Source organism: Stenotrophomonas sp. KH_036_B, assembly GCF_057839485.1.
Window position 1 is genome coordinate 4,098,201 of sequence record NZ_CM174491.1, and the last position, 16,013, is coordinate 4,114,213.

At 67.5% G+C, this 16,013-nt stretch carries 15 protein-coding genes; 7 read left to right on the top strand and 8 right to left on the bottom strand.

Features of this window, described 5'->3' with window-relative positions; genetic code table 11:
- Positions 1–7: 7 nt before the first annotated feature.
- On the bottom strand, positions 8–1,309 hold the full coding sequence (gene hmgA, locus AC3ITN_RS18160; protein WP_489391417.1) for a homogentisate 1,2-dioxygenase: 1,302 nt from the start codon (positions 1,307–1,309) through the stop codon (positions 8–10).
- A 47-nt stretch (positions 1,310–1,356) separates the two neighbouring features.
- Positions 1,357–2,472 carry a 4-hydroxyphenylpyruvate dioxygenase gene (gene hppD / locus AC3ITN_RS18165; RefSeq protein WP_489391418.1) on the bottom strand — a complete coding sequence of 372 codons (1,116 nt, stop codon included), beginning with the start codon at positions 2,470–2,472 and terminating at the stop codon, positions 1,357–1,359.
- A 130-nt stretch (positions 2,473–2,602) separates the two neighbouring features.
- Here hppD and AC3ITN_RS18170 point away from each other — a divergent pair, with 130 nt between their 5' ends.
- Entirely contained in the window at positions 2,603–3,094 is a 492-nt protein-coding gene (locus tag AC3ITN_RS18170) for a MarR family winged helix-turn-helix transcriptional regulator (RefSeq protein WP_313345383.1), read from the top strand.
- A gap of 68 nt (positions 3,095–3,162) precedes the next feature.
- On the opposite strand, the gene AC3ITN_RS18175 is transcribed toward AC3ITN_RS18170, so the two are convergent.
- Positions 3,163–4,293 (bottom strand): hypothetical protein, encoded by a 1,131-nt coding sequence (locus AC3ITN_RS18175; RefSeq protein ID WP_489391419.1) that lies wholly within the window; start codon positions 4,291–4,293, stop codon positions 3,163–3,165.
- A gap of 229 nt (positions 4,294–4,522) precedes the next feature.
- Between AC3ITN_RS18175 and AC3ITN_RS18180 the strand changes: the two genes are divergently transcribed.
- Positions 4,523–4,927 (top strand): DUF6795 domain-containing protein, encoded by a 405-nt coding sequence (locus AC3ITN_RS18180; RefSeq protein WP_313345389.1) that lies wholly within the window; start codon positions 4,523–4,525, stop codon positions 4,925–4,927.
- Between the two features lie 36 nt (positions 4,928–4,963).
- On the opposite strand, the gene AC3ITN_RS18185 is transcribed toward AC3ITN_RS18180, so the two are convergent.
- The 3 genes from AC3ITN_RS18185 to AC3ITN_RS18195 all read right to left on the bottom strand — a co-directional run bounded on the left by AC3ITN_RS18185 (position 4,964) and on the right by AC3ITN_RS18195 (position 8,204).
- Positions 4,964–5,572 (bottom strand): thioredoxin family protein, encoded by a 609-nt coding sequence (locus AC3ITN_RS18185; RefSeq protein WP_489391420.1) that lies wholly within the window; start codon positions 5,570–5,572, stop codon positions 4,964–4,966.
- 8 nt (positions 5,573–5,580) lie between these two features.
- Positions 5,581–7,083, bottom strand: coding sequence for a peptide MFS transporter (locus AC3ITN_RS18190; RefSeq protein WP_313345395.1), 1,503 nt, complete (start codon positions 7,081–7,083; stop codon positions 5,581–5,583).
- A 242-nt stretch (positions 7,084–7,325) separates the two neighbouring features.
- Positions 7,326–8,204 carry a tryptophan 2,3-dioxygenase gene (locus tag AC3ITN_RS18195; RefSeq protein ID WP_313345398.1) on the bottom strand — a complete coding sequence of 293 codons (879 nt, stop codon included), beginning with the start codon at positions 8,202–8,204 and terminating at the stop codon, positions 7,326–7,328.
- 333 nt (positions 8,205–8,537) lie between these two features.
- Here AC3ITN_RS18195 and pdhA point away from each other — a divergent pair, with 333 nt between their 5' ends.
- The 4 genes from pdhA to AC3ITN_RS18215 are packed head-to-tail and all read left to right on the top strand — an operon-like array spanning position 8,538 to position 12,423.
- The gene (pdhA, locus tag AC3ITN_RS18200; protein ID WP_313345400.1) at positions 8,538–9,620 is read left to right on the top strand and encodes a pyruvate dehydrogenase (acetyl-transferring) E1 component subunit alpha; all 1,083 of its coding nucleotides are present in this window, start codon (positions 8,538–8,540) and stop codon (positions 9,618–9,620) included.
- Complete coding sequence (locus AC3ITN_RS18205; protein WP_313345403.1) at positions 9,613–10,680, top strand: alpha-ketoacid dehydrogenase subunit beta; 1,068 nt, start codon at positions 9,613–9,615, stop codon at positions 10,678–10,680. The genes pdhA and AC3ITN_RS18205 overlap by 8 nt, the downstream gene beginning before the upstream one ends.
- Before the next feature lies 1 nt (position 10,681).
- Positions 10,682–11,035 (top strand): SH3 domain-containing protein, encoded by a 354-nt coding sequence (locus AC3ITN_RS18210; RefSeq protein ID WP_313345406.1) that lies wholly within the window; start codon positions 10,682–10,684, stop codon positions 11,033–11,035.
- A complete protein-coding gene (locus AC3ITN_RS18215) occupies positions 11,032–12,423 on the top strand; it encodes a dihydrolipoamide acetyltransferase family protein (RefSeq protein WP_489391421.1) in 1,392 nt (463 codons plus the stop codon). Before AC3ITN_RS18210 ends, AC3ITN_RS18215 begins: the two co-directional genes overlap by 4 nt.
- Before the next feature lie 176 nt (positions 12,424–12,599).
- Here AC3ITN_RS18215 and AC3ITN_RS18220 read toward each other — a convergent pair whose 3' ends face one another.
- On the bottom strand, positions 12,600–13,232 hold the full coding sequence (locus tag AC3ITN_RS18220; protein WP_489391422.1) for an NAD(P)H-binding protein: 633 nt from the start codon (positions 13,230–13,232) through the stop codon (positions 12,600–12,602).
- Between the two features lie 136 nt (positions 13,233–13,368).
- Between AC3ITN_RS18220 and AC3ITN_RS18225 the strand changes: the two genes are divergently transcribed.
- Entirely contained in the window at positions 13,369–14,916 is a 1,548-nt protein-coding gene (locus tag AC3ITN_RS18225) for a GGDEF domain-containing protein (RefSeq protein WP_489391423.1), read from the top strand.
- Between the two features lie 63 nt (positions 14,917–14,979).
- Here the strand turns inward: AC3ITN_RS18225 and AC3ITN_RS18230 are convergent, their stop codons facing one another.
- Positions 14,980–15,921: a DUF808 domain-containing protein gene (locus tag AC3ITN_RS18230; protein WP_489391424.1), complete on the bottom strand. Its 942-nt coding sequence runs from the start codon at positions 15,919–15,921 to the stop codon at positions 14,980–14,982.
- Positions 15,922–16,013 lie beyond the last annotated feature (92 nt).

Genomic DNA, 16,013 nt, shown 5'->3' on the forward strand with positions numbered 1-16,013 from the left:
GGAGGCATCAGGCCCGGAAGTGCTTCTTCAGCCCCTGCCAGCAGTGCTGGTAACCGCGCTGGCGGTGCGCGGCGTCCATCGCCTGCGCGGCAGGACGGATCACGCCGCGGGTCTCGAACATGAAGGCCATGGTGTCCTTGATCACGTCGGGCCGGCTCAGGTCCGCCGCCGACGCCTTCTCGAACGTCGCCGCATCGGGGCCGTGGCCACTCATGCTGTTGTGCAGTGATGCGCCGCCGGGCACGAAGCCCTCGGCCTTTGCGTCGTACGCGCCGTGGATGAGGCCCATGAACTCGCTGGCGATGTTGCGGTGGAACCACGGCGGCCGGAACGTATCCTGCGCCACCAGCCAGCGTGGCGGGAAGATCGCAAAGTCCATGTTGCTGGTGCCCGGGGTGTCGCTGGGCGAATGCAGCACCAGGAAGATCGACGGATCCGGGTGGTCGTGGCTGATCGAACCGATGGTGTTGAAACGGCGCAGGTCATAGCGGTACGGCGCATAGTTGCCGTGCCAGGCCACCACATCCAGCGGTGAATGGTCGATGTCGGCGCGCCAGAGCTGGCCCTGGAACTTGGCGATCAGCTCGAAGGCGCCGTCAACGTCCTCGTACGCCGCGTGCGGTGTTTCGAAGTCACGCGGGTTGGCCAGGCCGTTGGAGCCGATCGGGCCGAGGTCGGGCAGCTTGAGCAGCGCCCCGAAGTTTTCGCAGACATACCCGCGGGCCTGTCCGTCGGGCAGCTCCACGCGGAAACGCACGCCACGCGGAATCACCGCGATCTGCTGCGGCTCGATGTCGATCACACCGAATTCGGTGAGCAGCCGCAAGCGTCCCAGCTGCGGCACGATCAGCAGTTCGCCGTCGGCGTCGTAGAAGTAGCGCCCCTGCATGTCCGCCGTGGCCGCATACAGATGGATGCCAACGCCGCCATGGGCATCGGGTGAACCGTTGCCCCCCATCGTATACAGCCCATCAACGAAATCGGTGGGCACGGTGGGCAGCGGCAACGGGTCCCAGCGCAGCTGGTTGGGCGACACCGCGCCCTGCGCGAAGTCGCCGTGCAGCCGTGGCTGCGCGTAGGGCTGGAACTCCCCATGGGTCACCGCCGGACGGATCCGGTAGACCCAGCTGCGCCGGTTGCTGCCGCGCGGCGCGGTGAACGCCGTGCCCGACAGCTGCTCGGCATACAGGCCATGCGCCACCTGCTGCGGCGAGTTGCGGCCTACCGGCAGCGCGCCGGCGACCGCTTCGGTCGCGAACTCGTTGCCAAAGCCGGTCTGGTAACCGCGGGGTTCGATGGAGGTGGGCATGGTCTGGCTCTTAGGGTGCCGGACGACGCCGGCGCACGTGGTGGACGTTACAGCACGCCGCGCTTGATCTGGTCGCGCTCGATGCTCTCGAACAGCGCGGTGAAGTTGCCTTCGCCGAAGCCTTCGTTGCCCTTGCGCTGGATGATCTCGAAGAAGATCGGCCCGATGCAGTTGGTGGTGAAGATCTGCAGCAGTTTGCGCTGCTTGGTCTCCGGGTCGGCATCGATCAGGATCTTGTTCTTCGCCAGGCGCGCAACGTCTTCGCCGTGGCCCGGCACGCGCATGTCGATCACGTCGAAGTAGGTATCGGGCGTATCCAGGAATTCCACGCCCTGTGCACGCATCGCCTCGACGGTGTCGTAGATGTTTTCGGTGAAGCAGGCGATGTGCTGGATGCCCTCGCCCTTGTACGCATCCAGGTATTCGTTGATCTGGCTCTTGGGATCGGACGATTCGTTCAGCGGAATGCGCACGATGCCGTCCGGCGCGGTCATCGCCTTGGACACCAGGCCGGTCTTGAGGCCCTTGATGTCGAAGTAGCGGATCTCACGGAAGTTGAACAGGCGCTCGTAGTAGTCCGACCACTGCTGCATGTTGCCGAAGTACAGGTTGTGGGTCAGGTGGTCGATGAAGGTCAGGCCGAACCCGGTCGGACGCGGGTCGACGCCTTCAATCGGGGCATAGTCGGTGTCGAACATGCTGCCGTTGGCGCCATAGGTGTCCACCAGGTACAGCATGCAGTCGCCGATGCCCTTGATGACCGGCGCCGGCACGGCCTTGGATTCGGGCTTGAAGTCGATCGGCTCGGCGCCGTTGCCCAGCGCCATCTGGAACACCTCTTCACCGGGCTTCTGGAAGCGGATGGCGAAGCCACAGGCGCACGGTCCGTGCTTTTCGGCGAAATCCGACGCGAACGAATCGGGCTCTTCGTTGACCAGGAAGTTGACGTCGCCCTGGCGATATACGGTGATGGCACGCTGCTTGTGGCGCAGCACGGCGGTGAAGCCCATCTTGCGGAAGTAGGCATGCAGTTCGGCGCCACGACCGGCCGGCGCGGCGAATTCGACGAATTCGAACCCATCGATTCCCATCGGGTTCTCGAAGGTGGTGACCTGCATGCCCGGGTTGGGGGCGTGCGACGCGGTGCTGGGCTGGCTGCTCATGACATGGCTCCAAAGCGGCCCACCCCCGGAAAAAAACCAGGTGCGGGCGGAAGGCAGACCCGCGAGAATGCGGGGTCCGGAAAGAAGGGTTATAGTTTCACATGAAACCACCATCAAGGTGCACCGCAGCATGAGCCCGCCCGATCCCAGCAGCCACAGCATCCGCGCGTCGCACGCCCTGCTCGATCTGGAGCAGTTCCTGCCGTACCGGCTCAGCGTCTTGTCCAACCGGGTCAGCGGCAACATCGCCAAGCTGTACGGCGACCGGTACGGACTGGCCATCCCCGAATGGCGGGTGATCACCATCCTGGCGCTGTACCCGGGCTCCTCGGCCAGCGAGGTCTCCGACCGCACGGCCATGGACAAGGTCGCGGTCAGCCGGGCCGTGGCCAGACTGCTCGAACGCGGCTTCATCAAGCGTGAAACCCATGGCGACGACCGCCGCCGTTCGGTGCTGGCGCTGTCGGCGGCCGGTTTCGAGGTCTACGAGACCATCGCCCCGCTGGTGATCGAGATCACCCGCAAGCTGATGTCGGTGCTCAGCGAGGAAGAGGAACAGCTGCTGGAAACGCTGATCCTGCGCCTGGCCGGCGAAGGCCTGCAGAAGATGGACGAGGGCTGAGCGGAGCACGTACCGGGCAACGCCTGGTACCTGCCGCGGGTGGGTGACGACCGTTGGTCGTCACACATTCAACTGAGGTGTTTCCGACGCGCATGCACCCACGGTGCCGCCAGGGCGCCGATGGCACCGGCCGCCAGCCCCAATGACGCCGCCACCGCAGCGGCTTCCAGCGCACCCGGCAGGGCCAACGCCGCGATGACCAGCAGGGCGGCCGGCAACGCGATGAAGGTGGCCAGGAAGTAGCGCCAGCGCGGTGCCCAGGTGCCCACCTGGAGCAGGCTTACCGGCATCCAGGTCTCGCCGGAGGCGTCCTGTGCCACCTTGGCCGCCACCTTGACCAGGTCCACCTCCACCGGCCCCTTGCCGGCCCGTACCGTGGCCAGCATCTGCGCCACGTCGTCCACCGGCGGGTAGGAGCCCGGCCAGGCCACGGGCGCGGCGACGCCATAGGCGGTGAGCAGTGGCAGGCTGAGCCAGGGCGCCAGCAGCGGGCGCAGCTTGCGCCGGTCCAGCACGCACCAGACCTGCGCGACGCCATGCGCCACCACGCTGTACAGGGCCAGCTGGCCCGGTTCCGGGTAGGGCAGCAGGTGCACGCGGGCGGCCATGCTGTCGTACCCCATGTGGCGCAGGAAGCCAGGGCGGGTGCGGCCCTCGTGGGCCCACGCCAGGCCGAGGGCGCCGATCAGATACGCCTCGGCGGGGTCCTTCACCCCGGCGCTCGCGCGGTCATCGCTGGCCAGGAAGAACGCCAGCGACTTGGGTTCGGCCACGTCGCTGTGGTCCCAGCGGCCGTTGTCGCCCAGCACGTGCCGCAGCGGCAGGCGCGCGGGTGCGGTTTCGGCCTTGGCCGCGTTCTGCAGGAACGGCAGCACCGCCAGCACGAAGGACTGCAGGTCCACCGCACGGCTGCCACTCCCCTGCCACTCGGCGGGCAACAGCCCGGTCAGCGCCGGATTGCGCGCCAGCGCATCCAGCTGCGCCTTCTGCTCGACCAGCTTCTGCACCGCCGCCTTCAGCAGCACGTTGTCCGGCACCGCCACCAGCGGCAGCCGGTAGTGGATGCTGCCCGCGGCCGGCACGTCGGCGGCGTCGAGCGCGCCGTGGTCGTCCAGCAGCGCGTCGACCGGCGGCAGGCTCACGCCCGTCGGTGCATCAAGGGTGGTTTCGGCGGTGCTGTCACTGGTGCCCGTCTGCATGCGTGTCGATCCGTCGGTTGTGCGCCACGAACAGCGCGGCATGAGGTCCTTGGAGATAGCGGCAGTGCCGCGCGGAAGTTGAGGGGGCGGGTTCCGCTCGCGAGGCCAATGATGCGACCATGGCCGCTTGACCAGGGAGGCAGGCAACAGGATGTTCGCAATCACCAAACGGATGCGGTGCACGTGCGTCTGCCTGCTGCTGGCAGGACTTCTCACACCAGGATGGGCGATGGCTTTTTCGAAGACGCTGTATCTGTTTTCCGAGGTGCAGGGCACGGTGCTGTTGAACGGCCAACCGGTGCAGGGGGTGGAGGTCGAACAGGACTACCACTGGCGCTGGGGCGACCTGAAACGCACCCACACCGTGACGACAGACGCGCAGGGGCGTTTCCACTTTCCCGAAGCAACCGGCAGGTCGTGGACGGCCGGACTGATTCCGCACGAGCCGGTCATCGTCCAGCGCATCACGCTGCGATACCAGGGCAAGGAGCACAAGGGCTGGTTCCTGGCCAAGCACAACTACGACCGGCTGGGCGAGGTAGAGGGACGACCGTTGCGGTTCGTCTGCCACCTCGAGCGCGAGGCGGGCCCGCATCCGGAGACGGAGACGTTTGGCAGCTGTGAGCTGGTGTAAAAAAAATGCCGCGATGATCGCGGCATTTTCGTTCCATCACGGCGCCTTGGCGGGCGCCCAGTCCTTCATGAAAGCGACGAACCGCTCGCGGTTGTAGCCCTTGGGCTGGCCCTTGTCGGCCTCCAGCTCGCCGGTGAACTGCGAATGCAGCAGTTTGCCCTGCGCGTCGAGCACGAACAGGTGCGGGTAGCCCTTGATCGTCGGGAACTGCGCGAGGAATGCCGCGTTCTCGTTGTCTTCGCTGTAGTTGACCTTCATCCACACGTAGTTGGCATCGCGGAAGCTGCGGATCTCCGCATCGCCCTCGATGAACGCGTCGAGCAGGTGGCACCAGGAGCACCACTCACCGCCCACGTCCAGCACGATGCGCTTGCCGCCGCGCTGGGCCTCGACCTTGGCCGTGGCCAGGTCCGCGACGGGATCGCGGGCCGGGTCGAACTGCGCGTTGAGCCCGGCGACCGCGGCGACATCCGCCGCGGCCGGGGTGTTGCCCGACGCCACCGGTTGGCCGGGATCGGCCACAGGTGGCGTCTGCTCGGTGGTATCCAGCGGTTGCGCACGCTCGGCAGTGGGCGCCGGGGAGGGCGAGCAGGCGCACAACAGGCCGGCCACCATCATCGAGGAACACCACGTCTTCATGCGCATCGCCGACCTCACTTGACGCCGTGCATCAGCTTGTTGATCAACGGGGCGATCAGGAACAGCACCGCGCCCGAACCAATCAACGCCCAGAAGCCGAAGGTGTAGCCCTTCAGCGCGGACTCGACGGTCATGCCACTTTCGCCGCTCACCGCGCCGGCAAAAATGCCCGACAGGTTGTTGCCGATGCCGGTGGACAGGAACCAGCCACCCATGCCGAAGCCGACCAGGCGCACCGGGGCCAGCTTGGTCACCATCGACAGGCCGATCGGCGACAGGCACAGCTCACCGACCGACTGGATCACGTAGACCATGAACAGCGTCCAGAACGGGATCTTGCCGTCCACGACCATGGAGGACAGCGCCAGCATCAGCAGTGCGAAGGCCGCGCCGTTGAACAGCAGGCCCAGGCCGAACTTGCGCGGGATGGACGGATTGGCACGACCCAGCTTGATCCAGGTCCAGGCCACGATCGGGGCCAGCGCGATGATGGCGACCGAGTTCACCGACTGGAACCACGCGGTCGGGAAGGTCCAGCCACCGAGGTTGCGGTTGACGATGTTGTCGGCCAGGAAGGTGAAGGAGCTGCCGGCCTGTTCGAAGAACATCCAGAACATCACGTTGAAGGCGAAGATGATCAGCATGGCGATCACACGATCGCGCTGCACCTTGCCCTCGCGGATGCCTTCCACCAGCAGCAGCACGCCCAGCGCCACGAACAGCACCCCGAGGATCCAGGCCAGCGCGGTGGCGCCGGTGGACAGAAGGAAATAGGCAACCGGAATGGCGACCAGCGAACCGACGAACACCATCACCACGCGGCCCATGCCTTCGCCGCCGGCCGGCGGCGCACCGATCCCCTTCAGGCCGGCGCGGCCGATGTAGAACCACACCAGGCTGAGCAGCATGCCGATGCCCGATGCGATGAACACCATCTTGTAGGACGGCATCGCCTCGGTACCGAAGACCTTCTCGGCCAGGAACTGGGTGAGCACCGGGGCGATCATCGCGCCGACGTTGATGCCCATGTAGAAGATGGTGAAGCCCGAATCGCGGCGCTCATCCTTCAGGCCGTACAGCTTGCCGACCATGGTGGAAATGTTCGGCTTGAACAGGCCGTTGCCGATGATGATCGTGGCCAGGCCGAATTCGAACACCTCCTTGTTGGGCATGGCCACCATGAACAGGCCGGCGGCCATGATCACCGCGCCGGTCAGGATCGAGCGTTGATAGCCCAGCACCCGGTCGGCGACATAGCCACCGAAGATGGCGGCGGCGTACACCAGCGCCAGGTAGGCGCCGTAGGTGCGGCTGGCGGCCGCTTGGCCGGCCGAATCGCCATCGAAGAACTGGGCCACGATGTACAGCACCAGCGCCCAGCGGATCCCGTAGAACGCGAAGCGCTCCCAGAACTCGGTCATGAACAGCATCCACAGCGGGCGCGGATGGCCCAGCGTGGTCTTGAACTCCGGCAGCGCCGGATCGGGAACGGATTTCGCGGCGGCGTCTACGCTCATGCGGGATTCCTGGGTTCGGTGGAAGACATGCACGTCCGATGTGCGAGACAACGCGGGAGAATCCCAGAACAACGGCGTTCACGTCAAATACACACCGATGGCTGCCGCTGGCGGCACGGTCGCTGAACTTGCATCTGAAACTGCCCGCCTGCCCCGCCAGCGCAGCAACGGCGGGGCCTGCCGCACCCTAAGGCGGATGCCGGGGTAAAACATGAATAGGCCAGCCCCGGCGTACCGCCGGATCAGGCGTCCGGCGGCATCGGGTCGTCGTTGCGGATCGTGGTGCGCACCTGGAACAGCTCCGGGAAGAACGTCAGCTCCAGCGCCTGGCGCAGGAACCCCACCCCGCTGGAGCCGCCGGTACCGCGCTTGAAGCCGATCACCCGCATCACCGTGCGCATGTGGCGGAAGCGCCACAGCTGGAAGGCGGTCTCCAGGTCCACCAGGTCCTCGCACAGCGAGTACTCGCGCCAGAAGCGGTCGGTGTTCTGGTAGATCCGCTCGAACACCGGGTGCAGGGCGTCGTCGGCCACGTGCGGCAGCTGCCAGTCGCGGGCCTGGTACCCGGCCGGAATGGGATGGCCGAAGCGCGCCAGGTAGCGCAGGAACTCCTCGTACAGGCTGGGCGCGTCCAGCACCTGCTGCAGCTGCGCCTGGCCGGCCGGGTCGTGCGAGAACACCTGCAGCATCTGGGCGTTCTTGTTGCCCAGCAGGAACTCGATGTAGCGGTACTGCAGCGACTGGAAGCCCGACGACGGGCCCAGCACGTCGCGGAAGCCCATGTATTCGGACGGGGTCAGGGTCTCCAGCACCGACCACTGCTCGGTCAGCTGGCGCAGCACCTGCTTGCTGCGCGCCAGCACCTTGCGGCACTGCCAGACCTCGTCGCGCTGCAGGAACCCGATCGCCGCACGCAGCTCATGGGCCAGCAGCTTCAGCCACAGCTCCGAGGTCTGGTGCTGGATGATGAAGAGCATCTCGTCGTGGTGCGGCGGGTTGGACAGCGGCTGCTGCGCCGAGAGCAGCTGGTCCAGCCGCAGGTAGCCGCCATACGTCAGGCGCCCCTCCAGGTCGGTGTGGATACCGGCTTCGAGGTCGCGTTGGTTCTTGTCGACAGACATGGCGGGGACCGCTTGAGGGGGTCAAAGGGTAGCGCAGAGCATGCGCTCCCGGGCGACCGGGTCCATGCGCCGGCGTCTGGTGCCGGCACGCGCCGGATTTCTGCGCGCCCGGGCCAGCGACCCGGCGTCGCACCCCCGCCCGTCCAGTACCCGCTCATGCCCCGTTGGAGCAACTGAATACGTTGCAGGTATTGGCATTTCCGGCCCCGGAGGCGTATACCGGCAGCCTGTCCACCGGGACACTTGCTGCGCCGCAGGACGGCTTTTTCGTACGCCTTCCTTAACATGGCAATTCATATCATTTGTAACTTCCTGTCGAAGGTGCAGTACGCAATGACGGTTGCCGCTGAGTTCAAGATCGAATATCTCCAGTACCTGGACACGGACGGCACGCTCGTCCGCGATGACCTGCCTGAAGCCCTGCGCGATCCGCGCGCCCTGCTGCCGATGTTCAAGCAGATGCTGTTCGTGCGCGTGTTCGACGGCAAGTCGATCGCGCTGCAGCGCACCGGCAAGCTGGGGACCTACGCGGCCTGCCTGGGCCACGAAGCCGCGCACGTGGGCATCGGTGCCTCGATGCAGAAGGACGACGTGTTCGCGCCCTCCTACCGCGAGTACGGCGCGATGTTCATGCGTGGCGTACGCCCGCGTGACGTGCTGATGTACTGGGGCGGCGATGAGCGCGGCAACGACTACGGTGGCAATGCCGCCAAGGACTTCCCGTTCTGCGTGCCGATTTCCACCCAGTGCCTGCATGCCGCCGGTGCCGCGCTGAAGTTCAAGCTCAACCAGGAGAAGCAGATCGCCGTGGCCGTCTGCGGCGACGGTGGCAGCTCCAAGACCGACTTCTATGCGGCGCTCAACTCGGCCGGTGCCTACAAGCTCCCGCTGATCCTGTGCATCGTGAACAACGGCTGGGCCATCTCGGTGCCCCGCTCGGCCCAGACCGGTGCCGAGACGCTGGCGCAGAAGGGCCTGGCCGGTGGCCTGTTCTGCCTGCAGGTGGACGGCAACGACCTGATCGCGGTGATGGCCGCCATGCTGCAGGCGCGCGAGCGCGCGCTGGCCGGCGACGGCGGCACCGTGCTGGAACTGATGACCTACCGCCTGTCCGACCACACCACCGCCGACGACGCGCGCCGCTACCGCGACGACGCCGAAGTGAAGGACGCGTGGCAGCGCGAGCCCATGCTGCGCCTGCGCAAGTACCTCACCAATGCGGGCGTGTGGAGCGAAGAAGAAGAAGCCGCGTGGACCGTCGAGTGCGGCAAGCGCGTGGACGAGGAAGTGAACCTGTACCTCAACACCCCGGTGCAGCCGGTCGAGGCGATGTTCGACTTCCTGTATGCCGATCCGCCGCAGGACCTGCTGGCCCAGCGTGCGCAGGCGATCGCCCTGGAGCAGCGCCATGGATGAGATCAAGAACGGCGCGGCCAGCGCACAGACCAATGCCGCCGACAGCGCCGCCATCGCGCGCGGAGAAGAAACCATGACCACGACCCCGATCACCCTCATCGAAGCCATCACCCAGGCGCTGGCCTGGGAGCTGGAGCACGACAAGTCGGTGCTGGTGCTGGGCGAGGACGTGGGCGTCAACGGCGGCGTGTTCCGCGCCACCGCCGGCCTGCAGCAGCGCTTCGGCGCCGACCGCATCCTGGACACCCCGCTGGATGAAACCACCATTGCCGGCCTGACCATCGGCCTGGCCGCGCAGGGCATGAAGCCGGTCGCCGAAGCGCAGTTCGACGGCTTCATGTACCCGATGGTCGACCACATCATCTGCCATGCCGCGCGCCTGCGTTACCGCACCCGTGGCCGCCTGCACTGCCCGATGGTGCTGCGCGTGCCGTGGGGCGGCGGCATCCGCGCCCCGGAGCACCACAGCGAGGCCAACGAGTCGATCTTCACCAACGTGCCGGGCCTGCGCGTAGTGCTGCCGTCCTCGCCGCAGCGTGCCTATGGCCTGCTGCTGGCCGCGATCCGCGAGCCGGATCCGGTGATCTACATGGAGCCCAAGCGCATCTACCGCCAGTACAAGGAAGTCGTCGTCAATGACGGCGAAGCCCTGCCGCTGGACGTGTGCTTCGTGCTGCGCGATGGCACCGACGTGACCCTGGTGACCTGGGGCGCGCAGGTGAAGGAAGCGCTGGAAGCGGCCGACAAGCTGGCCGGCGAAGGCATCAGTGCCGAAGTGATCGACGTGGCCACGCTGCGCCCGCTCGACTTCGCCACCATCGCCGAATCGGTGGCCAAGACCGGCCGCTGCGTGATCGTGCAGGAGGCCCCCAAGACCGCGGGCTTCGGCGCGGAAATCGCCGCGCGCCTGGCCGAGGAATCGCTGTACGACCTGCTGGCACCGGTCGAGCGCGTCACCGGCTATGACACCCACATTCCGCTGTTCCGCCTGGAAATGAAGTACCTGCCAAGCGTGGACCGGATCGTCAGCGCGGCCAAACGCGCGGTGGCGGCGGGCTGACATGCGGGCCCGTCTTCTAGGCCCGTACCGCAGCCAGTATCCCAACCCGCTCCGGTTCCGCACCGGCCAGATCGTCGAACTGGGTGTTCGTGACGAGGAATGGCCGGCGTTTGCCTGGGTACGCACCGATGACGGGCGTGCCGGCTGGGCACCGGTAGCGTGGTTGCAGCGGTTGGACGAGGGTCGCGCGGAGGCACTGCGCGACTACGACGCCCGCGAACTGGATGTGGACAGCGGCGAACTGGTCAAACTGCATCATGAACACGGCGGCTGGTGGTGGTCCGAACGCGCGAACGGCGCGACGGGTTGGCTGCCGGCCCGCGATCTCGAACTGCTGGAAGAGAACTGCACATGAGTGAGAACAAGAATTTCCACCTGCCCGACCTCGGCGAAGGCCTGCCCGACGCCACCATCGTCGAGTGGTTCGTCAAGGAAGGCGACGTGATCACGCTGGACGAGCCGCTGGTCTCGATGGAGACCGCCAAGGCCGTGGTCGAAGTGCCCTCGCCGTTCTCCGGCAAGGTACTGAAGCTGGCCGGCGGCGCCGGCGACATCATTCCCACCGGTAGCGTGCTGGCCCAGTTCGAACTGGACCCGAACCTGCCGCAGCGCGCCGATGGCCAGGACACCGGCCACAGCCACGGCCATGCCGCCCCGGCGCCGACGCCCAGCACCGGGCAGACCGCCGCGGCCCAGCCGGACAAGGTCGTGGCCTCCGATGACGGCGGCGAGATCGCCAAGCCCGGCGCCGAGCGCGATGACGCCGGCACCGTGGTCGGCGCGATGCAGAGCTCCAACGCCGTGCATGCCGAACAGGCGGTGGCGGTGGGCGGAGTGAAGGCCGTGCCGGCCGTGCGCGCCACCGCGCGCAAGCTCGGCGTGGACCTCACCCGCGTGCGTGCTACCGGCAGCGATGGCGCGGTGACCATGGCCGACGTCAAGCAGGCCGCCGCCGATGGCAGCGCGAAGATCGGTGCCGCACCGGCAGCGGTCGCCGCTGCGCCGGTTGCCGCCCCCGCGCCGGCCGCCCGTCCGGGCGAGGCACGCGCGCCGCTGTCCGCGGCCGGCAAGCCGATGCGTACGCAGCCGCCGGGTGTGGTCGTCAAGGGCCAGCCGGAACAGCTCAAGGGCGTGCGCCGCAACATGGCGCGGGTGATGGCCGACGCGCACAGCAAGGTCGTCCCGACCACCCTGAACGACGATGCCGACATCCACGCCTGGGTGCCGGGCAACGACGTGACCGCGCGCCTGGTGCGTGCCATCGTGGTCGGCTGCCAGAAGGTGCCCGCCTTGAATGCGTGGTTCGACGGTGATGCGCTGACCCGTACGCTGCACGCGCACGTGGACGTGGGCATTGCGGTAGACACCGACGACGGCCTGTTCGTGCCCGCCCTGCGCAATGCCGACGTGCTCGATGCGCGTGGCATCCGCGAGGGCGTCAACCGCCTGCGTGAGCAGGTCGAATCGCGTGCGATCGCGGCGTCCGAACTCAGCGGCTACACCATCTCGCTGTCCAACTTCGGCATGTTCGCCGGCCGCTACGCGACCCCGGTCGTGGTGCCGCCGTGCGTGGCCATCGTCGGTGCCGGCCGTGCCCGCCACCAGATGACCCCGGTGATGGGCGGCGTGGAAGCGCACAAAGTGATTCCGCTGTCGGTGACGTTCGACCACCGCGCCGCCACCGGTGGCGAAGCCGCGCGCTTCCTGCGCGCGATGCTGGATGACCTGGCGCTGGCCCAGTAAAGGTGGCTCGCCAACGGCGGGCATACCGTCGGTGGGCACGCGTCACAGAGCCGGGCATGCCCGGCTCTTTTTTCATGTAGAGCCACCCCATGGGTGGCTGCTCTTGGATCCGGGACCGCGCAGCCACGCAGGGCGTGGCTCTACCGGGGGTGTCGCGCCCGTGGAGCGGCCCGGCGTCAGACCAGCTCGGCGGATCCGATCACGTGCACACCCGGGCGCGGCACCAGCGCCGCGTCCACCATCGCGGCGGCGATGCGCCCGGCCGGATTGATCCGCCAGGCGCGTGGCAGCACCGGACCCAACGCGCCCAGTACCAGGCTGGCCAGGTGCTCGCCGGTGCGCCGCTTGGCCCGTTCGCCGCCGATCAGCCCCGGCCGCACCAGCGTCAGCGAGGGATAGCCCAGCGCGCGCAGGTCCTGCTCGAGCCGACCCTTGACCTGGTTGTAGAAGATCCGCGATCCGGCATCCGCACCCATCGCCGAGTTCAGCACGAACGCATGCGCACCATGGGCCCTGGCCTGCCCGGCCACCCGCAGCGGGTAGTCGTGGTCGATGCGGGCGAAGGACTCACGGCTGCCGGCCTGCTTGATCGTACTGCCCAGCGCGCAGATCACCGCGTCCACCGCCCACCAGGCGGCATCGGCCGGCAGCTGTTCGAAGTCCACGACCGGATTGAGCAGGGCGGGGTTGGCCAGGCCCAACGCGCGCCGCGTGGGCGCTACCACCGCGTCGCAGCGCACGTCGTCGAGCAGCTGCTGCAGTACCTGCCCGCCGACCAGCCCGGTCGCGCCCACCAGCATCACCTTCATCGCATACTCCAGCCGTCGGTTTGCCTACCATCGTGGCACAGCGCCGGGTTCAAGCCGGCGACCGCGGCGCCGATACTGTTCCAACGCTTCCACCCGTCCGGCCGCCCTGGCCGGTGCCCCGCCCAGGACCCGCCGCATGAAGGACCCGCACGACGCTTCTCCCAGCCCCGGTACTGCCGTGGGCCGGCTCCTGTCGCGGCGACAGGCGGCCAGTACCGCCGTGGACGCGGTCGTGGAGGCTCCCGGCCCCAAGGGCGGCAGCAGCGCCATGCTGCAGCGCCTGTTTGCCGGGGCCGAGCAGCCCGAACCGCTGCTGGCCGCCTTCGCCCACGGCATGTCCACCCTGCCCGGCGAACTGGGCGACATGGGCCAGCGCCTGCAGTCGGCGCAGCGCAGCGCCGACTGGGTCAGCTATGGCCGCGCGATGCGCCAGCTGATCGACAAGTACATCCGCACCATCGAGCAGGACAGCCCCGATGGCCAGCCCGACAGCCTGCGCCTGCGCGAACTGCTGCGCCACACCCTCGGCGTCACCGTGGCCAGCCTGCTGCAGAACATGCCCGAGCTGAAGGACGAGCCGGTGCAGATCGCCGCCGAGCTGCGCCAGTGGCATCCGGGCCAGCCGCTGCAGCCGCTGGAACTGCGGCTGCGCGAGCTGACCCACCAGATCGGCGTGCGCAGCGATGGCTGGCAGGAACAGCAGGAACTGCTGCTGAGCCTGTTCGACCTGCTGCTGGACAACATCGGCGAGCTGCTGGACGACAGCAGCTGGCTGCACGGCCAGGTACATGCGGTACGGTCACTGATCAGCGGTCCGCTGGATCGGGATTCGGTGGAACAGGCACGCGCCAACCTGCGCGAGGTGATCTACAAGCAGGGACTGCTCAAGCAGGGCATCTCCGACTCCAAGGTCGCCATGAAGAGCCTGATGGGCGGCTTCATCGAGCGCCTGGATGGCATGGCGGTCAGCACCGGCGAGTACCACGACCGCATCAGCAGCTACGCGCTGGCCTTGAAAGAGGCGCGCAGCATCGCCGACCTCAACCAGCTGCTGCAGGATGTGCTGCAGGACACCGGGCGCGTGCAGGAACAGGCGCTGCAGGCGCGCGACCACCTGGGCAACGCGCGCCGCGAGGTCGAACAGGCGGAGGCGCGCATCGCCGTGCTGGAACAGGAACTGCGCGATGTGTCCGGGCTGGTGCGCACCGATCCGCTGACCGGGGCGCTCAACCGGCGCGGCTTCGACGAACTGCTCGACCGCGAACTGGCCCGCGCCACCCGCCACGGGCATCCGCTGGCGCTGGCGTTGCTGGACCTGGATGACTTCCACCAGACCAACAGCAGCTACGGCCACCCGGGTGGCGACGCCGTGCTGCGTCACCTGGTCACGGTGTGCCAGCTGCTGCTGCGCAGTACCGACACCATCGCCCGCATCGGTGGCGACGAGTTCGTGCTGCTCATGCCGGAAACCCCGGGCGCGGACAGCATGTCCACCCTGCTGCGGCTGCAACGCTCGCTGGCGCAGCGCCCGCTGCAGCTCGACGGACAGCGCGTACCGGTGCATTTCAGTGCGGGGTTGAGCCAGTGGGTGCCGGGGGAAGACGCCGAGACCCTGCTCAAGCGCGCCGACGCCGCGTTGTACGCGGCCAAGCGCGTAGGCAAGAACCGCGTACAGGCCGGGTAGAGCCACGCCCTGCGTGGCTGAAAGGCCGCAGCCGAACGAACGCCAGCCAAGCCGGGCATGGCATCAATGCGCGGCGGGTTTCCCGCGCAGTTTCTGGAACCCGGTGACCGCCGCCAGCACCACCGCACCGGCGATCACGCCGACGACGAGGTTCGCGCCCGCTTCCACCAGCCAGCCCCACGGCGCCACCTTGCCGGCGAGGTCCAGCACGAGGTGATGCACCACCGGCACGTTGTGCACCAGGATGCCGCCGCCGACCAGGAACATGGCCAGGGTGCCGGCCACCGACAGGAACTTCATCAGCCACGGCGCCGATTCCACCAGGCCACGCCCGAACGCGGCCACCGCCCCGCCCTTCTTCGACAGGTACAGGCCCACGTCATCCAGCTTCACGATGCCCGCCACCAGCCCGTACACGAACACCGTCATCCCCAATGCAATCACCACCAGCGCGGTGACCTGATTGAGGAACGGCGCGGCCGCGACCACGCCCAGCGACAGCACGATGATTTCGGCCGAGAGGATGAAGTCGGTGCGGATCGCACCCTTCACCTTGTCCTTCTCCCACGCCACCATGTCGACCTTGTCGTCGGCCAGCGCCTTGACCCGCGCCGCCTTCTGCTGCTCGTCCTCTTCCTTCGAATGCAGGAACCGGTGCGCCAGCTTCTCCACGCCTTCGTAGCAGAGGAAGGCACCACCGATCATCATCAGCGGCACCACGATCGGCACCGGGTAGCCCTTGGCTTTCAGCCATGCTTCCAGCGCGCTGATCACCAGCGCTGCCGGCACCAGGATCGCCTTGTTGACCAGCGAGCCCTTGGCCACCGCCCACACCACCGGCAATTCACGGTTGGCGTTGACCCCGGTCACCTGCTGCGCGTTCAGCGCCAGGTCGTCGCCGAGCACGCCGGCGGTCTTCTTGGCCGCCACCTTGGTCAATATCGAAACGTCATCGAGCAGGGCGGCGATATCGTCAAGCAACGCAAACAGGCTGGCACCGGCCATGGCATTCCAGAAATCAAGGGGAGGCGCCGATTCTGACCGATCCGGGCACGTTCGTGGAAGATCACCCGGGTTCACCGCTCCACCACCGGCCT